16 protein-coding genes are annotated in these 22,363 nt (G+C 35.1%); 6 read left to right on the top strand and 10 right to left on the bottom strand.

Going from position 1 to position 22,363, the window contains the following annotated elements; translation table 11 throughout:
* The first annotated feature begins 27 nt into the window (after positions 1-27).
* The 5 genes from CJF12_RS14430 (at position 28) to CJF12_RS14410 (ending at position 8,762) form a co-directional block, all read left to right on the top strand.
* Complete coding sequence (locus CJF12_RS14430) at positions 28-5,328, top strand: terpene synthase family protein (protein ID WP_131329472.1); 5,301 nt, start codon at positions 28-30, stop codon at positions 5,326-5,328.
* Between the two features lie 3 nt (positions 5,329-5,331).
* Positions 5,332-5,883: a hypothetical protein gene (locus CJF12_RS14425; RefSeq protein WP_034681277.1), complete on the top strand. Its 552-nt coding sequence runs from the start codon at positions 5,332-5,334 to the stop codon at positions 5,881-5,883.
* A gap of 157 nt (positions 5,884-6,040) precedes the next feature.
* Positions 6,041-7,105: a hypothetical protein gene (locus tag CJF12_RS14420; protein ID WP_095591169.1), complete on the top strand. Its 1,065-nt coding sequence runs from the start codon at positions 6,041-6,043 to the stop codon at positions 7,103-7,105.
* Between the two features lie 449 nt (positions 7,106-7,554).
* Positions 7,555-7,791: a hypothetical protein gene (locus CJF12_RS14415; protein ID WP_034681275.1), complete on the top strand. Its 237-nt coding sequence runs from the start codon at positions 7,555-7,557 to the stop codon at positions 7,789-7,791.
* 59 nt (positions 7,792-7,850) lie between these two features.
* The gene (locus CJF12_RS14410) at positions 7,851-8,762 is read left to right on the top strand and encodes an IS1595-like element ISChpi1 family transposase (protein WP_034681274.1); all 912 of its coding nucleotides are present in this window, start codon (positions 7,851-7,853) and stop codon (positions 8,760-8,762) included.
* 110 nt (positions 8,763-8,872) lie between these two features.
* Here the strand turns inward: CJF12_RS14410 and CJF12_RS14405 are convergent, their stop codons facing one another.
* From CJF12_RS14405 to CJF12_RS14365, 9 genes are all read right to left on the bottom strand, one after another.
* A complete protein-coding gene (locus CJF12_RS14405) occupies positions 8,873-10,252 on the bottom strand; it encodes a tetratricopeptide repeat protein (RefSeq protein ID WP_034681623.1) in 1,380 nt (459 codons plus the stop codon).
* Between the two features lie 208 nt (positions 10,253-10,460).
* Positions 10,461-11,432, bottom strand: coding sequence for a quinone oxidoreductase family protein (locus CJF12_RS14400; protein WP_034681272.1), 972 nt, complete (start codon positions 11,430-11,432; stop codon positions 10,461-10,463).
* A gap of 70 nt (positions 11,433-11,502) precedes the next feature.
* Positions 11,503-12,087, bottom strand: a complete 585-nt coding sequence (locus tag CJF12_RS14395; protein WP_034681271.1) for a Crp/Fnr family transcriptional regulator — start codon at positions 12,085-12,087, stop codon at positions 11,503-11,505.
* Positions 12,088-12,143: 56 nt separating this feature from the next.
* Complete coding sequence (gene glmM / locus CJF12_RS14390; protein WP_034681270.1) at positions 12,144-13,526, bottom strand: phosphoglucosamine mutase; 1,383 nt, start codon at positions 13,524-13,526, stop codon at positions 12,144-12,146.
* A gap of 2 nt (positions 13,527-13,528) precedes the next feature.
* Entirely contained in the window at positions 13,529-14,371 is an 843-nt protein-coding gene (gene dinD, locus CJF12_RS14385; RefSeq protein WP_034681269.1) for a DNA damage-inducible protein D, read from the bottom strand.
* Between the two features lie 440 nt (positions 14,372-14,811).
* On the bottom strand, positions 14,812-16,845 hold the full coding sequence (gene feoB, locus CJF12_RS14380) for a ferrous iron transport protein B (RefSeq protein ID WP_034681268.1): 2,034 nt from the start codon (positions 16,843-16,845) through the stop codon (positions 14,812-14,814).
* Complete coding sequence (locus tag CJF12_RS14375; RefSeq protein ID WP_051887177.1) at positions 16,845-17,051, bottom strand: FeoA family protein; 207 nt, start codon at positions 17,049-17,051, stop codon at positions 16,845-16,847. The genes feoB and CJF12_RS14375 overlap by 1 nt, the downstream gene beginning before the upstream one ends.
* A gap of 170 nt (positions 17,052-17,221) precedes the next feature.
* Entirely contained in the window at positions 17,222-17,500 is a 279-nt protein-coding gene (locus CJF12_RS14370; protein ID WP_034681267.1) for a hypothetical protein, read from the bottom strand.
* Between the two features lie 282 nt (positions 17,501-17,782).
* Positions 17,783-18,715, bottom strand: coding sequence for a GLPGLI family protein (locus CJF12_RS14365; protein WP_034681264.1), 933 nt, complete (start codon positions 18,713-18,715; stop codon positions 17,783-17,785).
* A 232-nt stretch (positions 18,716-18,947) separates the two neighbouring features.
* On the opposite strand from CJF12_RS14365, the gene CJF12_RS14360 reads away from it, so the two are divergent.
* Positions 18,948-19,445, top strand: coding sequence for a DinB family protein (locus tag CJF12_RS14360; protein WP_034681261.1), 498 nt, complete (start codon positions 18,948-18,950; stop codon positions 19,443-19,445).
* A gap of 55 nt (positions 19,446-19,500) precedes the next feature.
* On the opposite strand, the gene CJF12_RS14355 is transcribed toward CJF12_RS14360, so the two are convergent.
* The gene (locus CJF12_RS14355) at positions 19,501-22,179 is read right to left on the bottom strand and encodes a carboxypeptidase-like regulatory domain-containing protein (protein WP_034681258.1); all 2,679 of its coding nucleotides are present in this window, start codon (positions 22,177-22,179) and stop codon (positions 19,501-19,503) included.
* Positions 22,180-22,363 lie beyond the last annotated feature (184 nt).

Genomic DNA, 22,363 nt, shown 5'->3' with positions numbered 1-22,363 from the left:
AACGGAAATAAATTAAAAAAACGAGTCATGGAAAATGTTGCGTCAAAATATAACAATTATCCCTATTGGTTTACACCAACGGGAATGGCTTCAAGTACATCATATACAGTCCATCAACTTCGCGATATATTAGTGCAATGGATTGAGCAGGAAGGTATTGGGAAATATTATCCATGGGAAGAACTTGAACAATGGGAATTGGAAAGATATGTGATATACGCTTTCCCCAATATAGAACTTAAAGATGCTGCTTTAGCGGCTTCTTGGTCTGCCTGGTTGGTTATTTTTGAAGAATGGCTTAGCACCATAGAAGGGAGTTTGGAAGAAAGTATAACAAAATTTAGCAATTGTTTAGACGATGATTGGGTGAGCGATGATTATAAACAAGAAATATTGATAAAAAGCTTTCAGTCTCTCCAGTTAAAGGCAATGGAAGGAATGCCGGAGAGATGGAAAAATGTATTTAAGGATAATTTAAACTTTTATTTTAGATCTCTTATCGAGGAAAGAAAGCAGTATGAAGCCAAAAATTATCCTGATTTCCAGGCTTACAAGAACCAGAGAAAAGACTCTTCTGGCGCAAGGATATGGATTAATCTTATCGAGAGATTATATCATCAGCCGTGTAGTGAAGAACTAAACGCGTTGCCTGAGCTAGAGGAATTAAGAACAACGGCTGCAGAGATTTTTGCTTTAAGCCGGGATTACTATAAAATTTCTCACTATCTTTCTTACAAGAGCTATTACCGGATTTTAAGAGTACTCCGGCAGCAGGAAAGGCTCTCTCCTTTAGACTGTGAAGAGCGAGCGAAAGAGGAAATCATTAAAAGTGTCGAAATGTTTCAGATCGACAGAGAAAAAATAGAAAAGAAAATTAAAAAAGAGAATGAAAAGGAGTTGGAAATCTATATTGACCAATTGGGAGCATGGGCATATGGTGCCGATGTTTGGGCATGGGAAAGTATTAAAATTAATACCCATCATCACCGTGAGTCTTCTTCCTCAATGAATGAGAAGCGTTTAAGATGTAACAAAGAAGAAATATTCACGGGTATATATTACGCTGATAGGCAAACAAGTGACCTGCCTGCTCCTGTAAAGATGAAAATACCATATACCTCGTTAGAAGGTGAGGATGCTTATGCAGATGCCTATCAAATAATGACCAATATTTATGTTATGCCAGAAGCTCTTATCTTATTTTGGATAGAAGGAGATGACCAATCTACTTCGGATTTGATAGACACTCAAGATGCTAAAGAAAAGTTTGTAAGAGGTATCCGCCATAACATTAGGGAGATAAAAGAGGGATACAGTGGAAAGCTGCTGATAGACTATTTCGTTGAGAATACTTTCCACTTTTTTGAATTGAAAAATGGAGAGAAAGCTGGTGGGATTTTGATTATGGCTCCTACCAATAATCAGACTGCCAAGGGAATTTTTAATTACGAATTGCCTTATCCTTTTGACCAGGCTTTGGCTGGCCAACCAACGGGTTCCATTATTACAACATATCCACATGTTTATATGGAGCCGTGGGAAAACTTTGATAAAACACTTACTCATAATCTGCTACATGCATTCAAAAGCCTTCAGGGAGAATATACCTCTGATACCATCAATATTTATTCATATTTAGGAGAAGGCTATTCCTCATCCAATACTACCTACAGAATAATGATCAATGATATTTCGATCACTAATCGAACTGAATCTATTTTTAATGGTATTTTCCCTCCTCTTATCGGAGATGATTATGTGACGGAAAGCAGTATAATACAAGATAATTTAAAGATGAATAGAGGACATATATATCTGAATAAATCTAAAAAGTTATTGTATTATCCAAGTGATCTCTTCAAAATCCCTAGTAAACGTTCTGAAAATCTAAACATTCCTACCTATGATTCCTTGCTTACGAAAATAGGACCTTATGAATTTACTTTTCAAAATAACGTATACTATCCTGATGAAACCAAGGAAATAAGCCGGTTTTCTCAGGCATTCGAAAGAGTGAGTTGGAGAGATGTTTTATCAGGCAGAAAGGAGGAGATAGAAAATGTTTTTAAGAGAGTAAAACTTCCGACTTTTTATGGTGGTAAATTTACAAATAGCAAAAAAGAGGTGTATGACAACGAGCGATCACTCTATACCATTTTTCCTTCTGTTGTACATATCTTGAACGAAAAAGTAGGAAACACGCCTGAAACAGTACTTGATTATCGACATTGGACTACTGTGCTATCAAAGCACATTACGGCTGATAGTTTTGCTATAGCCAATCTGTTCAGGTTTTATAGCCTTTCGGAAAATCTTGCTAATATACTTGGAATTCATTACGGACTTGTTGATTGGAATTTACAGTCTGCATCACCGGAAGAGGCGGCGCTCTCTGTGATCAGTCTTATCGGTATTCCTCATAGTAAAGGAACTCCCCTGGAGGAGGTACTACTGAATAGACTTTATTCTGAGAATGAGATTGCACCTTACCTGGAAAGTGCTGAAACACCAAGTTTCTATATAAGAGAATATCGGGAAAGGAGGAATGTAAATTGGTCTGCTTTTCTCTACAACCAACTAAATAACCTAGCCATCCCCATTATAAAAGATATTTATCTCCGGGCAGAGCAATCCATTTATATCTCTTTTGCGCAGGTAATAGCCATGGTGGAATACAAGGCAAGTTTGATTAGAGAGCAAATCCAAGCAGATGTCGATATTGATGCTCTGGATATGGCCTTTTTAGTAATGAATGATTATCTTCATGGGATGATGGATGATTTGTTGGTTAAGGTAGCGGTGAATATTAAAGAAAGCATGCACCATGCTTTACTTTATCTTATTAATCAACTCTGTGATCAAAAATTGACCGATTTTACAGTAGAATTTATGAAGAGAAGCAAGCAGGAATTTATTGGTGAATACGAGGATGAGAAGGCTGCTGCATCGCTTTTTGAAGACCATATTTCCCATTTAAAAGAAGACGTTTTTGAGTATAGTGAGCGGATAAAAATTGTGGTAGAGGCTCTTGATCAAGCCTATGGCCTATGGCCCAGCACCCATAATCTTCTTCATACCGAACCGCCTTTGTTTTTAGATATTAAAGCCGATTTTAGAGAGGGTAGCCATATAGATATTGACCAGATTAAGGTCAAATGGATGTTGCCCCTAAACATCCCCTATGATCTTATACACTGTATAAATATTGTTTTTGAGGAATATGACAATGACGGGAATATAATCAATACGGTGTCGGTCCCTGTAGAAGACCAAAGTTTAGAAATCATCCCGATGCTTCCTCTTACAGAAGAGACTTACTTATGGAAAGTTTATTTTATAGATTCTCATGGAGTGAATATTTCTACAAAAAAAAGTGAAATTAAATATGCATATCAAGAAGACAAGCAGGTGTTACAATATGATTTTAATGCATTAGAAAATGGAAACCTCCCAATTTTCCGGCCATGTGTAGGTAGTGTTTTTAGAATCATTTCTGAAGAGAGTAATATGGCATTAACACATGGGGAAATAAGAGAAGAGGATCAAGGTAAATTTAAGGAATTTCCAAATAGAATAAATTATTATGCAGATTTAATTCAGGAGCCTGTTAGTAATGATATAAAGCAATTATGGCGATTGAACAGGTCTTACCAGATAGAAGAAAAGAAGCTTGAAATTAATGATAAAGACTATTTTGTATTTGAAAATATAGCCTCAGGAATGATGATTAATCGAGCGACGCTAAAAAGCTCAAATGAAAAAATAGTTTTTTGTTCAGATGATATAAAAAACGGGAATTCTTTTTTTAATCCTGATGTTGGGAAATGGGGAAGATTCAGACTAAGGGATCTTGAAAAGGATTTGGGAATTGGTTTTAAGCAGGGTGATGAAGATAATGATAAAAAAGGGAAAAAAGTCTCAGTAATTACCATAGAAGACGATAATCCATTGTACGAATGGCGTCTGGTCGATGCCAATATAGAAATACCCGTTACAGATGGGATCTATTATATTTCTTCAGAAGTTACTAAGATGTTTTTAGATAGGAATTTACCTATTGAAGATGATACTACAGTTATTCAATGGCCTATAGCCTCTAAAGAATACCCTCCAATATGGCAGGTTCAGGAATTTGACTCAGGATATGTAAAGCTATTTAATCTTCAGAACAAAAAATTCCTTTCGGAAGATGAGTCGGATGGGCAGGTAGTTGAGGATGAAGATTTTTATTATTATGAGCTGGAAGCTAATCCAAGCAAATTTTATGGGCAGTTTGATCTTTATTACGATCAGGGATGGAGGATTTCAAACCATGCATTTGGTAATGGAACCTTGCAGGTGAAGAATGATATAGATTATAATGTACCGGAACCTCTGATTTCTGCTGTAGGCTTTGACCATCTTAGTAAATTTAGATTTACTCCTTTCCCCAGTCTCGGAAGAGGGTATTATATATTGTTTGACACTGGAGATGCCCTTACTTATGAGGCGAATGCATTTGGGCAGCTTGCGAAGAAGAAAAAAGATAGTCAAGATAAAAATCAGCAATGGTGGTTGATGCCAGCAACAGGAGCAGATGATTTTCATATCATCAATCATAATGGGATGAGATTATTTGCCATAGATGATACACTCGGTGTATTTTCTATAGCTGACACTACCGGGGAAAACAGCAAAGTCCGGTGGAGATTGGCCTATCAAGACAAAGGATGGAAGATCATTTCTGCAGAAGATAATAAGGTTATCGCTTATGTAGGTGCTAAAACACAGCTTCTACAAATGAGAGATGATACATCTACACGATTTACTTTTGAAGCTTTATCCGATCAGACCAATCAGCTAAAGAAATATTATTCTATAAGGCCTGCTATGGAGCCTGATTTGGCGATGAGTGCAAAAGACGAGTTTGTAAGTAGCACTATTATCATGACAGGATATGATAAAAACGATCCGAAACAGTTATGGGAAATAGAATATTTGGAAGGCAATATATGTTTCATTATGAATGTATACAGTAAGCGGTATATCAACGTATGGAAAGGGTTTAACACCGAAGGATACAATATTATTCAGTGGAGAGAAAAAGGAGATGGCAAAGAACCGGGAGATAATGAAAAATGGGAACTACAGAATATACAGCATTATTCTTTCGAAGGACCCAGCCGCTGGAATTGTATTGTTCAACATTCTAAAAAAGCACTAACGGGTAAAATAGTGGAAGAAGAAGGAGAGTTGCGCTTAGTACAAGCAGATATAGATGATAATAATTCGAATTATTTGCAGCAGTGGGTTATTGAACCGGTACTATATAAACCTAAAAACAAATAAAAAATGATGAAACAGTATAGTATGAAAATGCTCTTTTTATTAGGCTTTTGCTGGGGGGGGGCATCACAAAATCTTTTAGGACAAAAAATTGATGCTACCTTAGATTTATCGCAAGCATTTAGTCCAAAAGTTGATCAGAAAAATGGAATCAAAGGAGAAGTTTCTCCAGGAGGTTTTATCAATGTAACAGTAAGAGAAAAGAAAAAGAGGACAATTCTCTATGAGACCAGGATAGTGGCCACCAGTCTGAATGATTATGCAGGAACAGCTAATACTTATAAGCCCAAAGATCTCGGTCAGGGAGGAATCTATTATCCCAATCCATGGCAGAGTATAGAGGTGAAGAATTCAGGTTTTGGAATAGATAAATACTACTACGACCAGACGGGTAAAATTAATATTTCCCCCTTTTTAAGTACTAAAATAGATGTAGAGATACAGGTTGGAATAAGACCAAAGGGCAAGACAACCCTTCATGAAATATTAATACCGGGTATTGGAAGAATAGATGCAAAAGGAAATAAAATTCCTTCCGATTCTGTAACCTCCAAATAGTAAGGTATGATCTATATAAAGGTAAAAAACTATGGTCACAAGGTGGAACGAGTGGCAATCTGTTGGCCTTAATAAAAGAAGTAAGAAGACATTAATATATATTTTACGATCTCTTATTTTTTATTAATAAACAAACACATTTAAAATTTTAGAACTTATGAAAACAACACAACTAAAATTAGTATTTATTGTAATAATGAGTATTTTATCTGATAACCTGTTCTTTGCACAGAATCAAAACAAAGAACTACCGGATACATTACATAGTGTAGAGAATTCTTATGATGCAAAATCTTTCAAAATATATAAGAATAATTTCCTCAATACTGGAGTTGATCTTTCTGGGGAAATATCTTCAGATAACCAAAGTGATATTATTTTTTTTGCAAAAAGGCAGGGATCAGTTATTCCTAAATTTTTGTTTAAATTTAATAAATCTCAATTTCAGATATATAATAATATATCATATGGTGAAACCTCTAAAAGAAATATTGAATTATCCTTCGATACAGAAGAAGGAAAGGTTCTTTTTCTTACAAAAAAACGAGGTGAAACTTTTAAATTTATTCCCGAAAGTTTGTCACAGGTTGCTAGCCTAGAAATCGCTAAGGATAAGGTTACAATAATGGATGAACTCGAAGTATCAAAGACGAAGAATGGAAATCCTTTTCTTTATTTCCCCAAAGCAGGAATTAGCTGGGCAAAAATAATATCAAAAAATGATTTAGCTTTTTACAGTAATAACGACGGGATCAATAATGAGCAATCTAGTATATACTTGAGCTCGGAAGCTATTACTTTTTTTGATGATTTTAATGAGAATACCTCTCTTATGAGTGTTTTCAAAAATGGGACTGTCCTAATTGGGGATGGAAATAGACTTGAAAATAAGATAAAATCTCCCAAATACAAATTATTTGTAGAAAAAGGAGTGCTTAGTGAGGACTTTGGTATAGGACCACAATCCATCTGGGCAGACAATGTCTTCGAAAAAAACTACCAACTCCCTGGGTTACGGGAAGTACAAGCCTATATCCAGGAAAATAAACACTTGCCAGAAATCCCTACGGCAAAAGAAATAAGTGAGGAGGGATACTCTCTGCATGAACTGAATACTAAATTTTTAAGAAAAATAGAAGAACTTACCCTGTATACCATTGAACAGGACGAAAAAATAGAAAAGTTGCAACAGCAGGTCTCTGCTATGATCTCTGTTCAATAAATGATTCTAATGGTTTTTAGTTTATTTTCTAACTAGATTTTATTTGTTTTGTGTTGGATCATAATTCTTTTGAAATCAATTACTCACAAATATTTTTGTTAGAAAAAATAAATTATCCGTCAAATTGTAATAAGAATCTTTTACTTTTGTGCGCTTCGCTAAGCGAAGCGCCTTAATATAATATGCTCATTAATAAGTCTTTAATTTTTATAAATTAAAAAAAATCAGTAAGTTCACATTATTCATCATGAAAAAAATTACAAGATACATCCTTTATAAAGTTTGGTAAAGATTACTAAAACTTTTAAATAAACAATGTCGAATGATTTAGTTGCTTATTTTAGAGCCGGACCTGTTTTCCATTATCGATGGCTCACCTTAGTTTATCACTAATCTATCCTAATTCTTCTTTAAGATCCGTCTTTATAGAGGATTAAGAAGAAGATAATATGAAAAATCCAAATGAGTCAATTTCTCTTATAAGACTAGGAATGAGCTTCTTTTTAACTGACACTACTGAAATTATTTATGGAGGGAAAGGGAAATCATATCCTCCATTCTTTGTAAAATATGATCTATTGGGGCTGTCTGATAAAGTATTAGAAATAAAGTTAAACGAAATTATTAAGAGGCTAGAGGAGAATGAAGTAAACATAGCCAAATCTACTCTTAGTAATCTCAAATAACGAATATCCGTATTATTGCCTAAATATTTATTATCTCAGTATTCTTCAATAAATTACCGATGACTATATTCCATTTCACCGTTCATTTTGGAAGCGAAACAGACTGTCGTAATCACTTTAAGGCCCAAAGAAATAAAATAGGAATATCATGCAGGAAGTGTGGTCATAGGGATCATTATTGGAAAAGCGATAAATGGAGTTACGAATGTAAAGCTTGTCAATACAGAACATCTCTTCGCTGTGGTACCATCATGGAAAACTCAAAACTTGGTTTTTTGATTTGGTATCAGGCGATGCTTCTCATGAGTTGTACCAAGAAAGGTTTTTCGGCCAAGGAAATCCAGAAGCAACTAGGAATGAAAAGATATGAACCGGTATGGTTGATGGTACAGAAGCTCAGAAGGGCTATGGGTAATAGGGATTCCCGTTACACCTTGGAAGGAATGATAGAATTTGATGAAGCTTATTTTAGCATTGCCGCTTCAGAGATTGAAAAAGAAAAAGGTATTCGGGGAAAGGGAGCAATCGGAAAACAGAATGTTGCTGTCATGGCTGAATCTATACCACTGGAAGATATGGAAAACGGGAAGTCTTCTAAACATTGCCGTTACTTTAAAGCTATCGTTTTGGACACCCATAAGTCTAATGAGATCAATGATACTATTAGACAATCTTTAAATGAAGAATGTATCGTATTTACAGACAAAAGTAAGTCTTATGTAGATATAGCAGACTTTGTCGAACTTCATATTATGGAAAAATCATCAATGCAGACTACCAAAGAAACTTTGAAATGGGTTCATATAGCCATAAATAATGCTAAAAGAAATCTCTTGGGGAACTATCATAAAATCGAAAGAAAGTATTTACAACTTTATCTTGACGAATTTGTTTACAAGCTCAATCGAAGATATTTCGGTGAACAACTATTTGATAGGCTTGTCATTGCTAACATTACAGCTTTAGGTTAAAAAACGGATATTCATTTTGAGTTTATAGCTAAAAAATAAATCCCGCAATACTGCAGGATTTATTTTTTTATGGATTATACATCATCATTCAATGAATGACAATAAAGTAATCAGCTTTTCTTTTGAACTTTAGCTCTGGCTTTTTTCACCTCATCTTTAATGTAAGGATACTTTTTCTGCATATCCTGTGCAAGAGAAGGATCAAGATCCAATGCCTGCTGAAGGGCTTCAATTCCTTTTTCCTGTGCTTTCAGATTAAAATAACAGTTACTTAGCTGGTAATACAGTTCTGCTCTGTTATGATTTTCTATAGCTTTATACACAATCGTAACAGCTTCTTCATATTCACCCAAAAGCATCAAAACTTCTGAGTATGCATACCAGTTGTAGAATCTTGAAGGCTCTGCAGCCACCAGTTTCTTTAAACAGCAAAGGCTTTCTTCAAACTTTCCGGAATCAATAAATAAAAATGCCAGTCTCTTCTGATAGTCAAGATTGTTTTCATTCAAATGCGTTGCTTCTTTTGCAAAATGTAACGCTTCCGGCATTCCGCCCATTTCTTCATACAAATACGATTGTTCCATCATCGAAAGATAAAACTGAGGGTCTTCTCTCAATGATTTCTGGAAGGAATTCAATGCCATTATCGGCTGCTTCAATGCCTTATAACACAATCCAATCTTATAAAATGTAAATGCTTTGGTGTATTCCAGTTCAAGCATTTCCTCATATACTTCGATTGCTTTTTTATATTGTCCTAAAGCTTCGTAACAAGCTGATTTATTCGCATAAACTCCTACAGAGCTGGAATTGATCGCCAATAAGTAATCAAATCCTTTGATCGCTTCCTCATAGTTCTTTCTGTTGAAATAGAACTGTCCGTACTCATACCATGCGGTTTCGGAATAAGAAAATTCATCTAAATATTCATTCAGAAAGGCAATAGCCTCCTCACTCTTTTTCAAATCATTAAAGCAGATCATACAGTTTTCCAACGCATATTCATCCGTTGGGTCTTCTTTCAATGCTTTTTTGTAGTACTTAAGAGCGTTGAAAGGATCTCCTAAATTCACATATTCATCTGCAATAAAATTGTGAAGGAAGTTTTCTTCTTCTTTCAATTCTAAAGCTTTTTTACAAATTTCAATGGCTCTTCTAGGATTTCCTAAATTCGAGTAATACTTGGCATAGCAAACCAAAAAGTCGGTATGCTCCATAGATGAAGCTTTCAACTCATCGATGAGCTCCTTTGCCGTATTATAATCTTCCCACTCCAATAGAACTTCAAGTTTTTTAATCTTGATATCCAATGAATTAGGATGAAGCTTCAGGCCATAATTAACCGCATTATCTGCATAGTTAAAATCACCCAGCTCCAGATAGTAAACAATAATATCTTCCAGTTCTTCTGTATCGAAATAGAATTCATCATTGTTTTCAATCATTTCTTCGAACTTTTTAACAAGTTCATTTCCAAAATATTCTTCCAATATAGTGTCTCCATCGTCAGCCAATGCCTGAATTTTCTTGCAGACCTCGGCAAACTTCTTTAATTAATATACTCTTTCTGAAACTGTTATTCAAAATTATTGCAAATTTGCGACTTTTTTTTGAATTATGTTTTCGTAATTTTCTATCCTAAAGATAGTAAAAAGAAGATTACCATAAAAGAATTGTGGATAAAAAGACGGATTATCATTAAATTAATACCACTAATCTTTTTCTATTATGAATTTCATTTTGCCAAACGGTTTCAATATCTTTTAAATCAACACTTTCCGTTTCTATTTTTAGTTTTCCTTCAACGGCTGCCTGAAACATTTCTGGGAGAATTTCTGTGAGTAACAGGGAAAATTCTTTAGGAGTCCAGCTTCCCAATCCGGAACCGGAAATCTGAATATCTGTTCCTCTCAGTGTTTGCGAAGATAATTGAATGGTATCACCACTCATTCCACCTACGGAAACCAGTCGGGTTTTGGGAGAAAAGGTTCCGTCTCCTTTCAGAGCTGATAAAAGCAGTTCAACAGAATGTCCCCAGATATAATCCAATACGACATCAACAGGTGTTTGTGTATGAATCTCTTTCAGCTTCATCTTAAAATCTTCATCTTCCATTTTCAAAGAGATAACCTCATCTGCACCCAATTCATAAAGGGATTGTAGCGCTTCTTCATCTCTTCCTGTAGCTATTACTTTTTTAGCGCCATACAGTTTAGCCACCTGAACGGCTATTTTCCCGGTTACCCCTGTAGCTCCGTTAATAAGTACCGTATCTCCTTCTTTTAATCCTGCTTTACATTGTAGTCCCATTGCTGAACCCATAACCGCATTGGGTAAGGCAGCAGCTATTGTAATATCAAGCGCATCAGGAACAGGGACAATCATCTTTTTATCTGCCATCACCTTTTGGGCTACAGTCCCGTTTTTACTGAAAAAATATACTTTAGATCCGTTTTCCAGCAATCCTACACCATCGCTTCCTACAACCTTCGGCTGATGTTCTTCATTTTCTGTAGAGTAATGCTTTCCACTGGCTCTAGCTCTGTCCAGATGTTTAATTGACGCGGCTTTTACAAAAACTAACTGCTCATGATCCTGAATGGTTGTCGGATCCGGAAAATCTGCGTATTGTGGAATTCCTCCCTTTTCAAATACTACGGCTGCTTTCATGATGTACTATTTTATTTTATACAAAATTAGCTTGGAGCAGTCCCGTACTGCAAAAACATTTGTTATCAGTTCAGGATGATTGTTCTTCTTTTAAAATCTTACTTTTAATCCTGCTGAGATGTACGGTCGTAATTCCCAGATAGGAAGCAATATAATGCTGGGGAACCCTTTTGATAATTTCAGGGTTTTGTTTTGTAAGGTTAAGGTACCGTTGCTGTGGACTGTCTTTAATGAATGAAAAGAAATGTTTCATATAATCGAACGTTCTTTCAAAGACAGAGTCCATAAATAAATCTCTAAGCTTAGGGTCCTCATAGATTTCTGCAAGAACCTTATCAACCGTAGGTTTATCTATTTTCCATAAGATACATGGTTCAATCGTCTCAAAAGAGACCATACTCGGCAAGCCTTTCCTGAAGCTTTCCAACGATGAGAACATGGTATTTTCCATAAAAAACTGAAAAGTAACGTCTTTCCCGTCATTATTATACCAGGCTCTTGCAATGCCTTTTTCAATATAATAGGCATTTAATGACACCTCATTCTCCTTTAAAAGAATTGTCTTTGCAGGAACTTCCATTCGGTTGAAGTCCTTGACAAACGCTGCATATTTCGATTTTGGAAAAGGAAAACGGTCTTTAAGATGTTCAAACATTCTTTGAGATAATAAAAAAAGAACGGAGCCTAAGGTTCCGTTCTTGTTATTTTAATTTAAATCAGGCTGTTTATTTTAGCAATAATATCATCTCCTAACTGATCTGCTTCTTCCTGAGATTTTGCTTCTGTATAAATTCTGATAATCGGCTCTGTATTTGATTTACGAAGGTGAACCCAATTATTTTCAAAATCTATTTTCACTCCATCTATTGTAGAAACTTCTTCATTCTGATATTCTTTTTCCATTTTGGCTAAAATATCATCTACATTGATTTCAGGAGTCAGTTCTATTTTCTTTTTCCCCATAAAGTAGCTAGGATAGCCGGCTCTTAATTCAGAAACCTTTTTATCCTGCTTTGCCAGATAAGTAAGGAAAAGGGCTACTCCCACCAAAGAATCTCTTCCGTAGTGCAAATCAGGGTAAATGATTCCTCCGTTCCCTTCACCTCCGATTACTGCATTTTTCTCCTTCATTAAGGTAACAACATTCACCTCTCCTACGGCACTTGCAAAATACTCAGAATTGTGGGTTTGTGCTATATCTCTCAACGCTCTGCTTGAAGAAAGGTTGGAAACAGCAACTCCGTTTTTATGTTTTAATAAATAGTCGGCAACAGCAACCAATGTATACTCTTCACCGAACATTTCTCCATTTTCGTCAATTAAAGCTAATCTGTCAACATCCGGATCTACTACGACTCCGAAATCAGCTTTTTCTTTTTTTACCAATTCACAGATATCCCCCAAATGCTCTTTTAAAGGCTCCGGATTATGTGGAAACTGGCCATTGGGCTCACAGTACAATTTTACTGTTTCACAGCCTAATTTATCCAGTAACATAGGAATAGCGATTCCTCCGGTAGAGTTCACCGCGTCTAAAACCACTTTGAATTTCTTCGCTTTAATAGCCTCGACATCTACCATCGGTAAGTCAAGGATCTTTTGAATATGAATATCAAAAGCATCATCTCTCGTGTCATATTTTCCTAAGTCATCCACCTCCGCATAATTGAAATCTTCATTCTCAGCGATTTTCAACATTTCAGTGCCATTCTCACCGCTGATGAATTCCCCTTTCTCATTCAATAGCTTAAGGGCATTCCATTGCTTAGGGTTATGAGAAGCCGTAAGGATAATTCCTCCGTCAGCGTTCAATTCAGGAACCATAACCTCAACAGTAGGCGTGGTAGAAAGCCCTAAATCTACTACATTGATTCCTAAACCTTGTAATGTAGCGGTTACCAAAGAAGAAACCATTTCACCAGAAATTCTGGCGTCTCTTCCGATAACAAGCGTTAAATCCTTTTTGTTTTTATTGTTTTGAAGCCAGGTTCCAAATGCCGAAGCAAATTTAACCACATCCAGCGGTGTTAAGTTATCATTTACTTTTCCGCCAATCGTTCCTCGGATTCCTGAAATACTTTTTATTAATGACATTCTTATTTTTTCTTTTTTTTTGTTTCCTTTAAAATTTTCTTTTCATCACTTTCCAATTGTCTCTGAACTTTTTTGACATCTTCAAGCGCAGGAAGGTTTTCAGGCTTGACCCCTCTTTCACCTAGCATCTTTCTTACTGCTAAATTATTCTCAATATGCTCATTGCTAATCTGGACATCTCCATTTAAATCTTTTTCAACAACATTATGGCTAGTCAATTCAGTTGCAAAATCTTTCGCCTTGATTGTCAATGTAGGAAGAAAATCAGCCAGAGGCCTATTTTGTGGAACCCCAATTCTTTTCTTCATGTCATTTGTAGAAAATCCGCCGAACAATGCTTGGTCTCCTTTTGAACGAATCAATGAAAAACTTTTCTCATCGACTCCTCTTTCATAAATAATTCCAGAAAGCTTTTTCTCCGTCTTAGATAGTTTTTCTCTTGCCGTTACTCTTGCGACGTCTAAAAGCCTTTTTTCAATAATTTCTTGTTTTCTTGTCTGAACAGCAAAGTAAGTTTGTGCAAAAGCAATTTCAGTCTTTGAGGCATCTCCATTTTGAGCAACAAGGTAACAACCATATCTTGTTAGTGCAATATCTGAAATTTCTCTTTCAGAACCACTCCCAATTAAGACCATTTTCCTGATATCGGCAAAATGGTTTTGAACCTCTTCTTCAACATTCTCACATGCCTTCTTTGCTTTTTCAATAACTTTTAAAAAGTTATCCCACTTAGTATAATTTAAAATTTCTTGTAAATCTCTGGCACTCCAGCATTCAATATCATTGTATAAATGTGAAGCATTTTCGAATTTTATAAAAAGTTCCTCTATCAATTCTTTCTTCATATGATTTGTGTTTGATTTTCACAAAAATAAATAAAAAAATAATAAAGAATTTCTTTTTTGTTTTTCTCAGATTCTACATTTTTTACCACGTAAAGGGAAAAGATTCGTGTATTCGTAGCCATAATTTTTACCCACGAATAAGGCTGTTTCGTGATATTCAAATATTTTTATGTGAAGAATTATCTGGCATTCTCAATATTTAGAAAGCTAATCAACGATACAAAGATTTAATTTTAGAAATTTAAACCGGTTCTAAAAGAGTTTAGTTTTCCACAGAAACATTATTTATTATGAACAACCGCAATCTTTATCACAGCCCGTACTTTTGGAACTGAATTTTTTAGGCGCAAAATTGTTCCTGATTACTTTAAATAAAGAGTAACAGGCAAACCCCACGATGAGTATTACGATGATGTATTGAAAAATTAATGAAGCGTTCATTATTTTAAGATTTGATAAACAAACAGCGACACAAAGTATGCCAAACCAGTCATCATGACTACCTGAAAGCCGGTCCATTTCCAGCTTTTGGTTTCTCTGTAGACTACTGCAAGTGTAGAAACACACTGCATTGCAAATGCATAAAACATAAGTATGGATATTCCTGTTGCAAAATTAAACACTTTTTCTCCATTGGGCTTTACATCGTTTCTCATTTTATCAATAACTTTCATTTCCGGAGCATCATCATCCAAACTGTATAAAGTGGACATGGTTCCCACGAAAACCTCTCTGGCTACAAAACTGGTGATAATACCAACACCCATTTTCCAATCGTATCCCAGCGGTGCAATGGCAGGTTCTATCGCCTTCCCCATTTTCGCAAGATAAGACTGCTCCAGCTTTACATCCGTAGCTACCATCTCATTCGGTTTTTGTTGGGGTCCGAAATAACTCAGGAACCAGATAATAATACTGACAATAAATATAATTTTACCTGCTCCGGTAATGAAATCCCAGACTTTACCCAAAACCATTTTGAAATCATATCCGAAAAGCGGTTTTTTATAAGTCGGCAAATCCATCACCAAATAGGTTTTTCCTTCATTTTTAATAAATCTTTTAAGAATTGCTGCTGAAAATAAAGCCACCAGGAAACCTAACAAGTACATTCCCATTAATACCAAAGCTTTATACTTTATCCCCAGAAAGCTACGATCTGAAATAACGAGCCCAATGATAATACTATAAACAGGAAGTCTGGCAGAGCAAGTCATAAAAGGCGTCACCAGAATGGTCAGCAATCTTTCTTTTACGTTCTCAATATTTCTGGTCGAAATGACTGCCGGAATAGCACAGGCAGTGCCCGAAACCAATGGAACAATACTTTTTCCATTAAGTCCGAACGGACGTAAAAAACGGTCCATGAGAAAAATAACCCTTGCCATATACCCTGAGTCTTCCAACAGGTACAGGAAGTATAATAAAATTCCGATTTGTGGAGCAAACACCATAATTCCTCCTAACCCTGGAATAATTCCATTAGAAACCAGAGAATTCAATGGCCCTTCCGGAAGGTTGTCTTTTGTGAATGACGATAACCAAGCGAAAAAGTCCTCAATCCAGCCCTTCGGATATTCTGCAAAAAAGAAAACACTCTGGAAGATCAGCAGAAGGATCAATAAGAACACCACATATCCCCAGAATTTATGAACCAGAATTTTATCCAGTTTTTCAGTCAGTAATTCCTTAAACTGAGGTTTTTTAGAAATAACATTAGCCAGGATCTTATCCACATTCTGATATCTCCTCACCGTTTCCTGAACCTGTAATCTTTTCGGGACCAAGCTTTTAGCCTCGGAGTTACTTAACAGATCATGTACCGATTCTATTCTCCCTGTTTCAATGCCGGATGATATTGTCATCCATGCTTTATATTCATTGTCGATACCCTTATGAGCCGCAATTTTTTTAAGAAAGTCTTTATGCTCGTTAGGCGTTTCGAAAGATATTTTCTCAGTTTTCAGAAAGTCATTATTAAAAACAGCTTCTCTTATTTCATCTATTCCGATCTGTTCTTTGGCATTGGTCTGAATAATTTTAATATTCAGTGCTTCAGAAAAACGCTGCATATCAATACTAATTCCTCTTCTTTCTGCCTGGTCAATCTGGTTAACAACCAAAATCAACGGCACTCCTAAATCCTGAATCTGCTGGAATAATAAAAGTCCTCTTTTTAAGCTTAATGCTTCCAGAATATAGATGACACCCGTATAATTCTTCTGCTCATCAATCAGAAATTTGGAAAAAATAGCTTCATCCTCAGAACTTGGATAAACACTGTAAGAACCTGGTAAGTCTACGACCTCTACCTGTTCATCTCTATAGGTATAGTTCCCTGAATAACTTTCTACCGTAACCCCTGCATAGTTTCCCGTTTTCTGCTTTTTATTGCAGAGTGTATTAAAAACCGTGGACTTCCCCACATTCGGGTTTCCTACTAAAAGGACCTGTTTTTTCTTATTTAACTGCATCAATCCAAATCTTCTACAATGATATAATCTCCTTCTTCCTCTCTAAGAGCTATACGGCTTTTTTCATCTCCAAACTCCACATACATAGGTCCGTTAAACGGAGCCTGATACAAAATTCTGAAAATGGTTTCCGGTAAAAGACCCATTTCGATGATTTTGTTGGGCATTTTTAGATGATCGTTATCATAACCCAATATCTTCCCCATTTTATTCTTGGGAAAGCTGCTTAATTTATGTAAATCCTTCTCTTTCAAAGCCAAATTTTTGTCCTTGCAAATATACGTTATTTAAATTTAATCTAAATAACATTAATTTTGAAAAAAATAAACCCAAATGCATTAATACACTTGGGTTTATTTTTAATAAATTGATTTTTTTATGGATTATATTGATGTGCACAATCTCCCATCATTGCCGCTCCTAATGCTGGATCATAACTCCCAACATAAGACGCAATAGCTATACATCCTTCTAAATTCATAGCTTTCTTTTCTTCTTGGTTTATCACCTTTTCAATTTTCTCCCCATTAAAATTCTTTTTTGCAACTAAAACTGTTTTCCCTTTAGGAAAATCAATTTTTATTTTTGGTTCTTCACTTCTTGCAAACAATACTGTTGATGAAGTCAATAAAATTGTAAAAATAAATTTTTTCATAAAATAATATTTGGTTTGTTATTTGATAAAAATATCAAAAATTGTATAAAATTCCAACTATAGCAAACAGTTTTATTAAATAATCTGAGTTCTGTGTTAAATATTATATTTTCGAGCCTCCATTCTAATAAAATATTTTCCTTTTTTAATTTTAACTTGTTCTGTAAATATTAACTTCATTAATCATCCCTTTGTTATATACAATATTGAAATAAAAAGACGACCCAAACACATTCTGCATTTGGGTTGTCATAGATATAATTTAGTTGATATGAGTATTTTTTAATCTTTTTCTCTTCTTACTTTTTCAAGATTTCCCACACTTAATTTCTCATAATCAGGCTCAATAGGGTTGTCATTTGTATTATAAAAATCTTTATACTGCTTTTCCTGTTTCTTCATCATGTCTCCTAATGTACCATCCATTCCCGGGATTGATTTAGACATCATTTCCTGCGTCATCATTGGTCTTACAGATGCAAAAGGATCTTTTTTAAAGTCATTAAATGTTTTTTCAAACTTTTCTCGAGACAGAATATTTACTTTTCCTCCTTTAGCTTGCATTAAATTTTCAAGATAAGAGTATTCTGTATAGTCCTTTATTTTTTTATTTCCTTGTAAAACCCAAGAATAATTTTTTCCTGCATCCTCTATCTTAACAATGAGACCAGGAAGACCATAGAATTTATATGGTCCATCCTGAAAAGGCAGATCTGAACTAAACCAAGCGGTCCATTGTTTTCCTCCAAAGTCAGTAGTTGCTTTCTGAGTATTATATTCGCCTATTTTTTGTTTTTCATTTTGTATTTTCCAATTAAACTTTAAGTTTTCATCATATCCGATATTAGCAGGAGTAAAGCCATTCGCAATCTTATCAACATATTCAATTTTCATACTTGGATAAAGCTTGTAAATTCTTGCAGAAATTTTCGGTTTTTTAATAGATTTTGAAAGATCTTTCATCATTCCTGCCTTTTGCATCGCTTCAATCTCTACCTTTAATATAGAATCCTGGGCGATAATCGTATAATCCTGATAAATAGACCTGTTTTTATCCGTAATATCCAATATCGTAATAACCTTATCTATTTTAGCAGAATCTTTTTTAGGCTTGAATGTAAGTTCATAAAAAAAGCGATTCGCCGTTTCCTTTGATTCCTGAGCATTCGCGAAAGCAAAAAGACCCATTAAAAATATTGAAAAAAGCTTTTTCATTGTAGTAATGTTTACTAATTAGTAAACACTTTTTAAAATTTGTTACATCATTTTCTTAGTTTTTTATTCTAAATGACTAAAAATACGGTCAGGATCAGGATTTCTGGCCTTTAACCATATAATTTAAAAAGTCCGGATCTCTGTAAGCTAGTTTTCAAAATATTATGAATTCCTTATCATATTTTTATCCTTAAAAGTTTTACCTTTAAAGAACCTAAAAAAACAAAATAGTATGGACACTTTATCACAATTAAAATCTGAGCTGGAAAATGAGTATCAGACCACCAGAAAATTTGTAGAACGCTTTCCTGAAGGGAAAAATGATTATGCCCCGCATGAAAAGAGCATGAAAATGATGCCTCTCGCGACCCATCTTGTCGAAGTTTTCGAATGGCCGAATACCATTTTAAATACTTCTGAACTTGATTTCGCAAAAGGAGGATATCAGCCTACAGTTCTTTCAACAAAAGAGGACCTTCTAAAAAAGCTTGATCAAGATTATGAAGCAGGGAAAAAAGCATTGGAAAACGTGAAGGAAGATGACTTAAATCCGAGCTGGACTATTAAGAATGATGGTCATGAACTGGCAAGTTGGAGTAAATATGGAGCTATCCGTCATGCATTAAATCAAATTACTCATCACAGAGCACAGCTAGGCGTATATTACAGACTTAATGACATCCCACTTCCGGGAAGCTACGGTCCTTCTGCAGACAGCCAAGGTTTTTAAACAATATACTTCTTCAAAATGAAAAACCAATCTCGTTGAGATTGGTTTTTCATTATTATTTAAAGTTGAATTTTACAGTAAACATGACTTGGCTTGGACGAAGTTGGTATCTCGTGTATGCAATGTTGGTCGTATTGATATCATAGGTTTCAAAAACCTTCTTATTCGCGATATTCATCCATTTAAGCTCAAAATCGATTTTCTTTTTTGCCCAGGTAAACTGATAGGAAACATCATAGAAACCATTATGGTATTTTTGGTTTGCCGCATTTGTATTCACCTGATCCCAATTAAAACCAATCGTATGGTCTTCAACAGGATAGAAGAAAAGACCAAGATTATGGGTAAACCCTGTTCTGGTAGCATTCGAGTTCAGTTCTCCGACACTCGTTTGTTTTGTTCTGGAAATACTCGCATTATAATCTATACTCATCCAACTGAAATAGGTATTATTGAATTTAATTCCATAAGACTGGCTGTTGTTCTTATTTCTAAAAGAAGCATCATTCAGGAATGCATCAGATTTCACGGTATTATTACTGTAGCTAAGGGAGGCATTCGTTTTAAACTTAGGGAAATATTTTCCCACTTCTGCACTGTATCCATTATTTAGGATGTGATTATCCCGCTCTATATATTCCATTATGGTATATCCTGCTCCATTGATCGTTGGATTCGAAATTAAATTTCTTTTAGCATCAGAATATCGGTAATTGATATTGAAGAATAAATTATTCAATGGGTTTCTATACTCGATTCTTGTTCCTGCAGATTTATTATTATTCTGTGGAATCGGATTGTCTCTATCCATAGCATTAATTGCGCTTGGCGATGTCATTAGAAATCCTGAATAAGCTGTATTGATCTCCCCAAAGTTGTTATTGATATTAGCATTTACCGACGCTTTCCAGAAAGATGCAAAGGTATATTGTGCAAAAACATTTGGCTCAAAAGTAACTTTATTTACCGTTTTTGAAACATTTCTAAGCGAGTCTTCAGCTTTAATATTGTTAGAATTTACCGGGAAGTTAGCATAAAGCATCCAGGAATCACTTTTATAATTGATGCCTAAACTTCCGTAAGGGGTTGCCGTTGTATACTTCAAATCATTGTTATAAGTAGTAAGGTCAGAAGCAGGGTTTGTTATGATGTTAGACAAATCCGAAACCAGTGTTGTTGATTTAAAATTAAATCCAACTTCCGGAGTAAATGTCCATCCTTTGGTAGAAAATCCAATATTAGCTGAGTGATTGGCTTCTAAAGTTTTAAGCCGTAAACTCTGTCTTACAAAATCTGTAGAAGTGGGAACAAATCCCGGGATATTCAAATAAGATGATGGAGAAACCTCCAGGGTTTGTCTGTCCGTCTGATAACTCAGAAATGATAAAAGGTTAACCATTTTTTCCTTCCATGGAATAATGGTACTCAATGAGTTTTGGAATGAGGTGATTGGAGCTTCAATCGCTTCATCTGCATGTCTTTGTTTTCCATCCTCAACATCTGTTCTATCGACAATTCCTCTATCTGCATTCCAGTATTGAGAAAAGCTTGTGGTATTTTTAAAGAACCCTTTTTTAGCATTTTTTGTAAAAATCAGCTCTCCTTTTGCTTTGTCTGTATAGAAATTATTAAGAATATTAGTCACATTAGAGCCAACACCAAAATAATCGGTCTGGCTATAGGATTCCCTTTCTACTGCGTTGTTTGTGTAATTGGCATTAGCTTTAAGCTCCCATTCTTTCTTCTTATCGATATTAGTCAGGTAGTTAGCCGATAAATAATGAACATTATTCATTAAATATCTTTTGACAGGTAAGCTTGGAGTACTTGCATTTTCTACATTCAGCCAGTCATTTTGAGAAGCATTGATTCTTCTTCCTTCAAACCTGTTCCCGAAGGCTAATATATTCCCTTCATTTTCTACCTGCTCGCCAATATTATTGGTCTTATAATTAACTACCCATTGGCTTTTCTGTCCAAAAAACATTGGGGTTAATTTCACATTCCACAACCATGGATCTCCAAACCCGGTTCCTACTTCTCCTCTACCGGTCATGGTAACCGAATTTTTCAATTTAATATTAATCGCTGCCTGATCTGAAGGCACTTTATCTTGGAGAATTTTTACCGGCTGGTGGTTTTCAAGAACTTCCACTTTTTGAACCACATCTTTCGGAAGAGAGTTGTTGATAGTCCCATATCCTCCTTCCATTAAATCTTTTCCATTAACGTAAAACTTGTTAATGGCATTTCCCTGGTATAGAATCGTTCCATCGGTATTGACCTCAATACCCGGAATCTTTTTCATTACATCAGCAAGGGTCCTGTCACTTTTGCTGTCAAAAGCTTTCAGATCATAGGCAATCGTGTCTCCTCTTGCTGTGATCATTTTGGTCTTCAACTGAACTTCTTTAATTTCCGTTGCTTCAGATTGCATTTTAAAGCTCAGCGTCTGATCGCTGTTGCTTATTTGTTTGGTCAGTGGTTTTTGATTGAATGCCTTTACTTTTAAATCCACATTGGGTTCTGCTGAAGTAAAAGTCACTTTATACTCTCCTTTTGAATTGGTAATTCCATAGGCTAAAATCGCATCTTTTCCCGGCTCTTCAATCGTTACGCTCGCACTTGGAATCGGAACACCATCTTCATCTGTGATTTTTCCCGTAACCGATTTCTGTGCATAGGAAAGCACGGAAAGAAAAATCATCAGAAATAAAGAAAGATTCTTTTTCATAGTTTATTATTTGGTTAATTAGTTAAGATACTGCATTTTTTGTTACACCTTTATAAAGATACATTTTACAGGAATAAGTTAAATCACCCATTTTCACTATGTTTCTAGTGATATTTTTTTTCAAAAAATACACTACATGATTATTTAGTAGTCAGTCTCTAATTGCTTACTGATTGTTTTCTTT

The organism is Chryseobacterium piperi, assembly GCF_002285635.2.
Classification (GTDB): domain Bacteria; phylum Bacteroidota; class Bacteroidia; order Flavobacteriales; family Weeksellaceae; genus Chryseobacterium; species Chryseobacterium piperi.
This window is presented reverse-complemented; position numbering and strand designations above follow the sequence as displayed.

What these genes read in the sequence shown, in the direction of transcription:
- CJF12_RS14430 (WP_131329472.1), top strand. Translation starts at nt 28, where the DNA reads ATGGAAAATGTTGCGTCAAAATATAACAATTATCCCTATTGGTTTACA.
- CJF12_RS14425 (WP_034681277.1), top strand. Translation starts at nt 5,332, where the DNA reads ATGATGAAACAGTATAGTATGAAAATGCTCTTTTTATTAGGCTTTTGC.
- CJF12_RS14420 (WP_095591169.1), top strand. Translation starts at nt 6,041, where the DNA reads ATGAAAACAACACAACTAAAATTAGTATTTATTGTAATAATGAGTATT.
- CJF12_RS14415 (WP_034681275.1), top strand. Translation starts at nt 7,555, where the DNA reads ATGAAAAATCCAAATGAGTCAATTTCTCTTATAAGACTAGGAATGAGC.
- CJF12_RS14410 (WP_034681274.1), top strand. Translation starts at nt 7,851, where the DNA reads ATGACTATATTCCATTTCACCGTTCATTTTGGAAGCGAAACAGACTGT.
- CJF12_RS14400 (WP_034681272.1), bottom strand. Translation starts at nt 11,432, where the DNA reads ATGAAAGCAGCCGTAGTATTTGAAAAGGGAGGAATTCCACAATACGCA.
- CJF12_RS14395 (WP_034681271.1), bottom strand. Translation starts at nt 12,087, where the DNA reads ATGTTTGAACATCTTAAAGACCGTTTTCCTTTTCCAAAATCGAAATAT.
- glmM (WP_034681270.1), bottom strand. Translation starts at nt 13,526, where the DNA reads ATGTCATTAATAAAAAGTATTTCAGGAATCCGAGGAACGATTGGCGGA.
- dinD (WP_034681269.1), bottom strand. Translation starts at nt 14,371, where the DNA reads ATGAAGAAAGAATTGATAGAGGAACTTTTTATAAAATTCGAAAATGCT.
- feoB (WP_034681268.1), bottom strand. Translation starts at nt 16,845, where the DNA reads ATGCAGTTAAATAAGAAAAAACAGGTCCTTTTAGTAGGAAACCCGAAT.
- CJF12_RS14375 (WP_051887177.1), bottom strand. Translation starts at nt 17,051, where the DNA reads ATGGGGAAGATATTGGGTTATGATAACGATCATCTAAAAATGCCCAAC.
- CJF12_RS14370 (WP_034681267.1), bottom strand. Translation starts at nt 17,500, where the DNA reads ATGAAAAAATTTATTTTTACAATTTTATTGACTTCATCAACAGTATTG.
- CJF12_RS14365 (WP_034681264.1), bottom strand. Translation starts at nt 18,715, where the DNA reads ATGAAAAAGCTTTTTTCAATATTTTTAATGGGTCTTTTTGCTTTCGCG.
- CJF12_RS14360 (WP_034681261.1), top strand. Translation starts at nt 18,948, where the DNA reads ATGGACACTTTATCACAATTAAAATCTGAGCTGGAAAATGAGTATCAG.
- CJF12_RS14355 (WP_034681258.1), bottom strand. Translation starts at nt 22,179, where the DNA reads ATGAAAAAGAATCTTTCTTTATTTCTGATGATTTTTCTTTCCGTGCTT.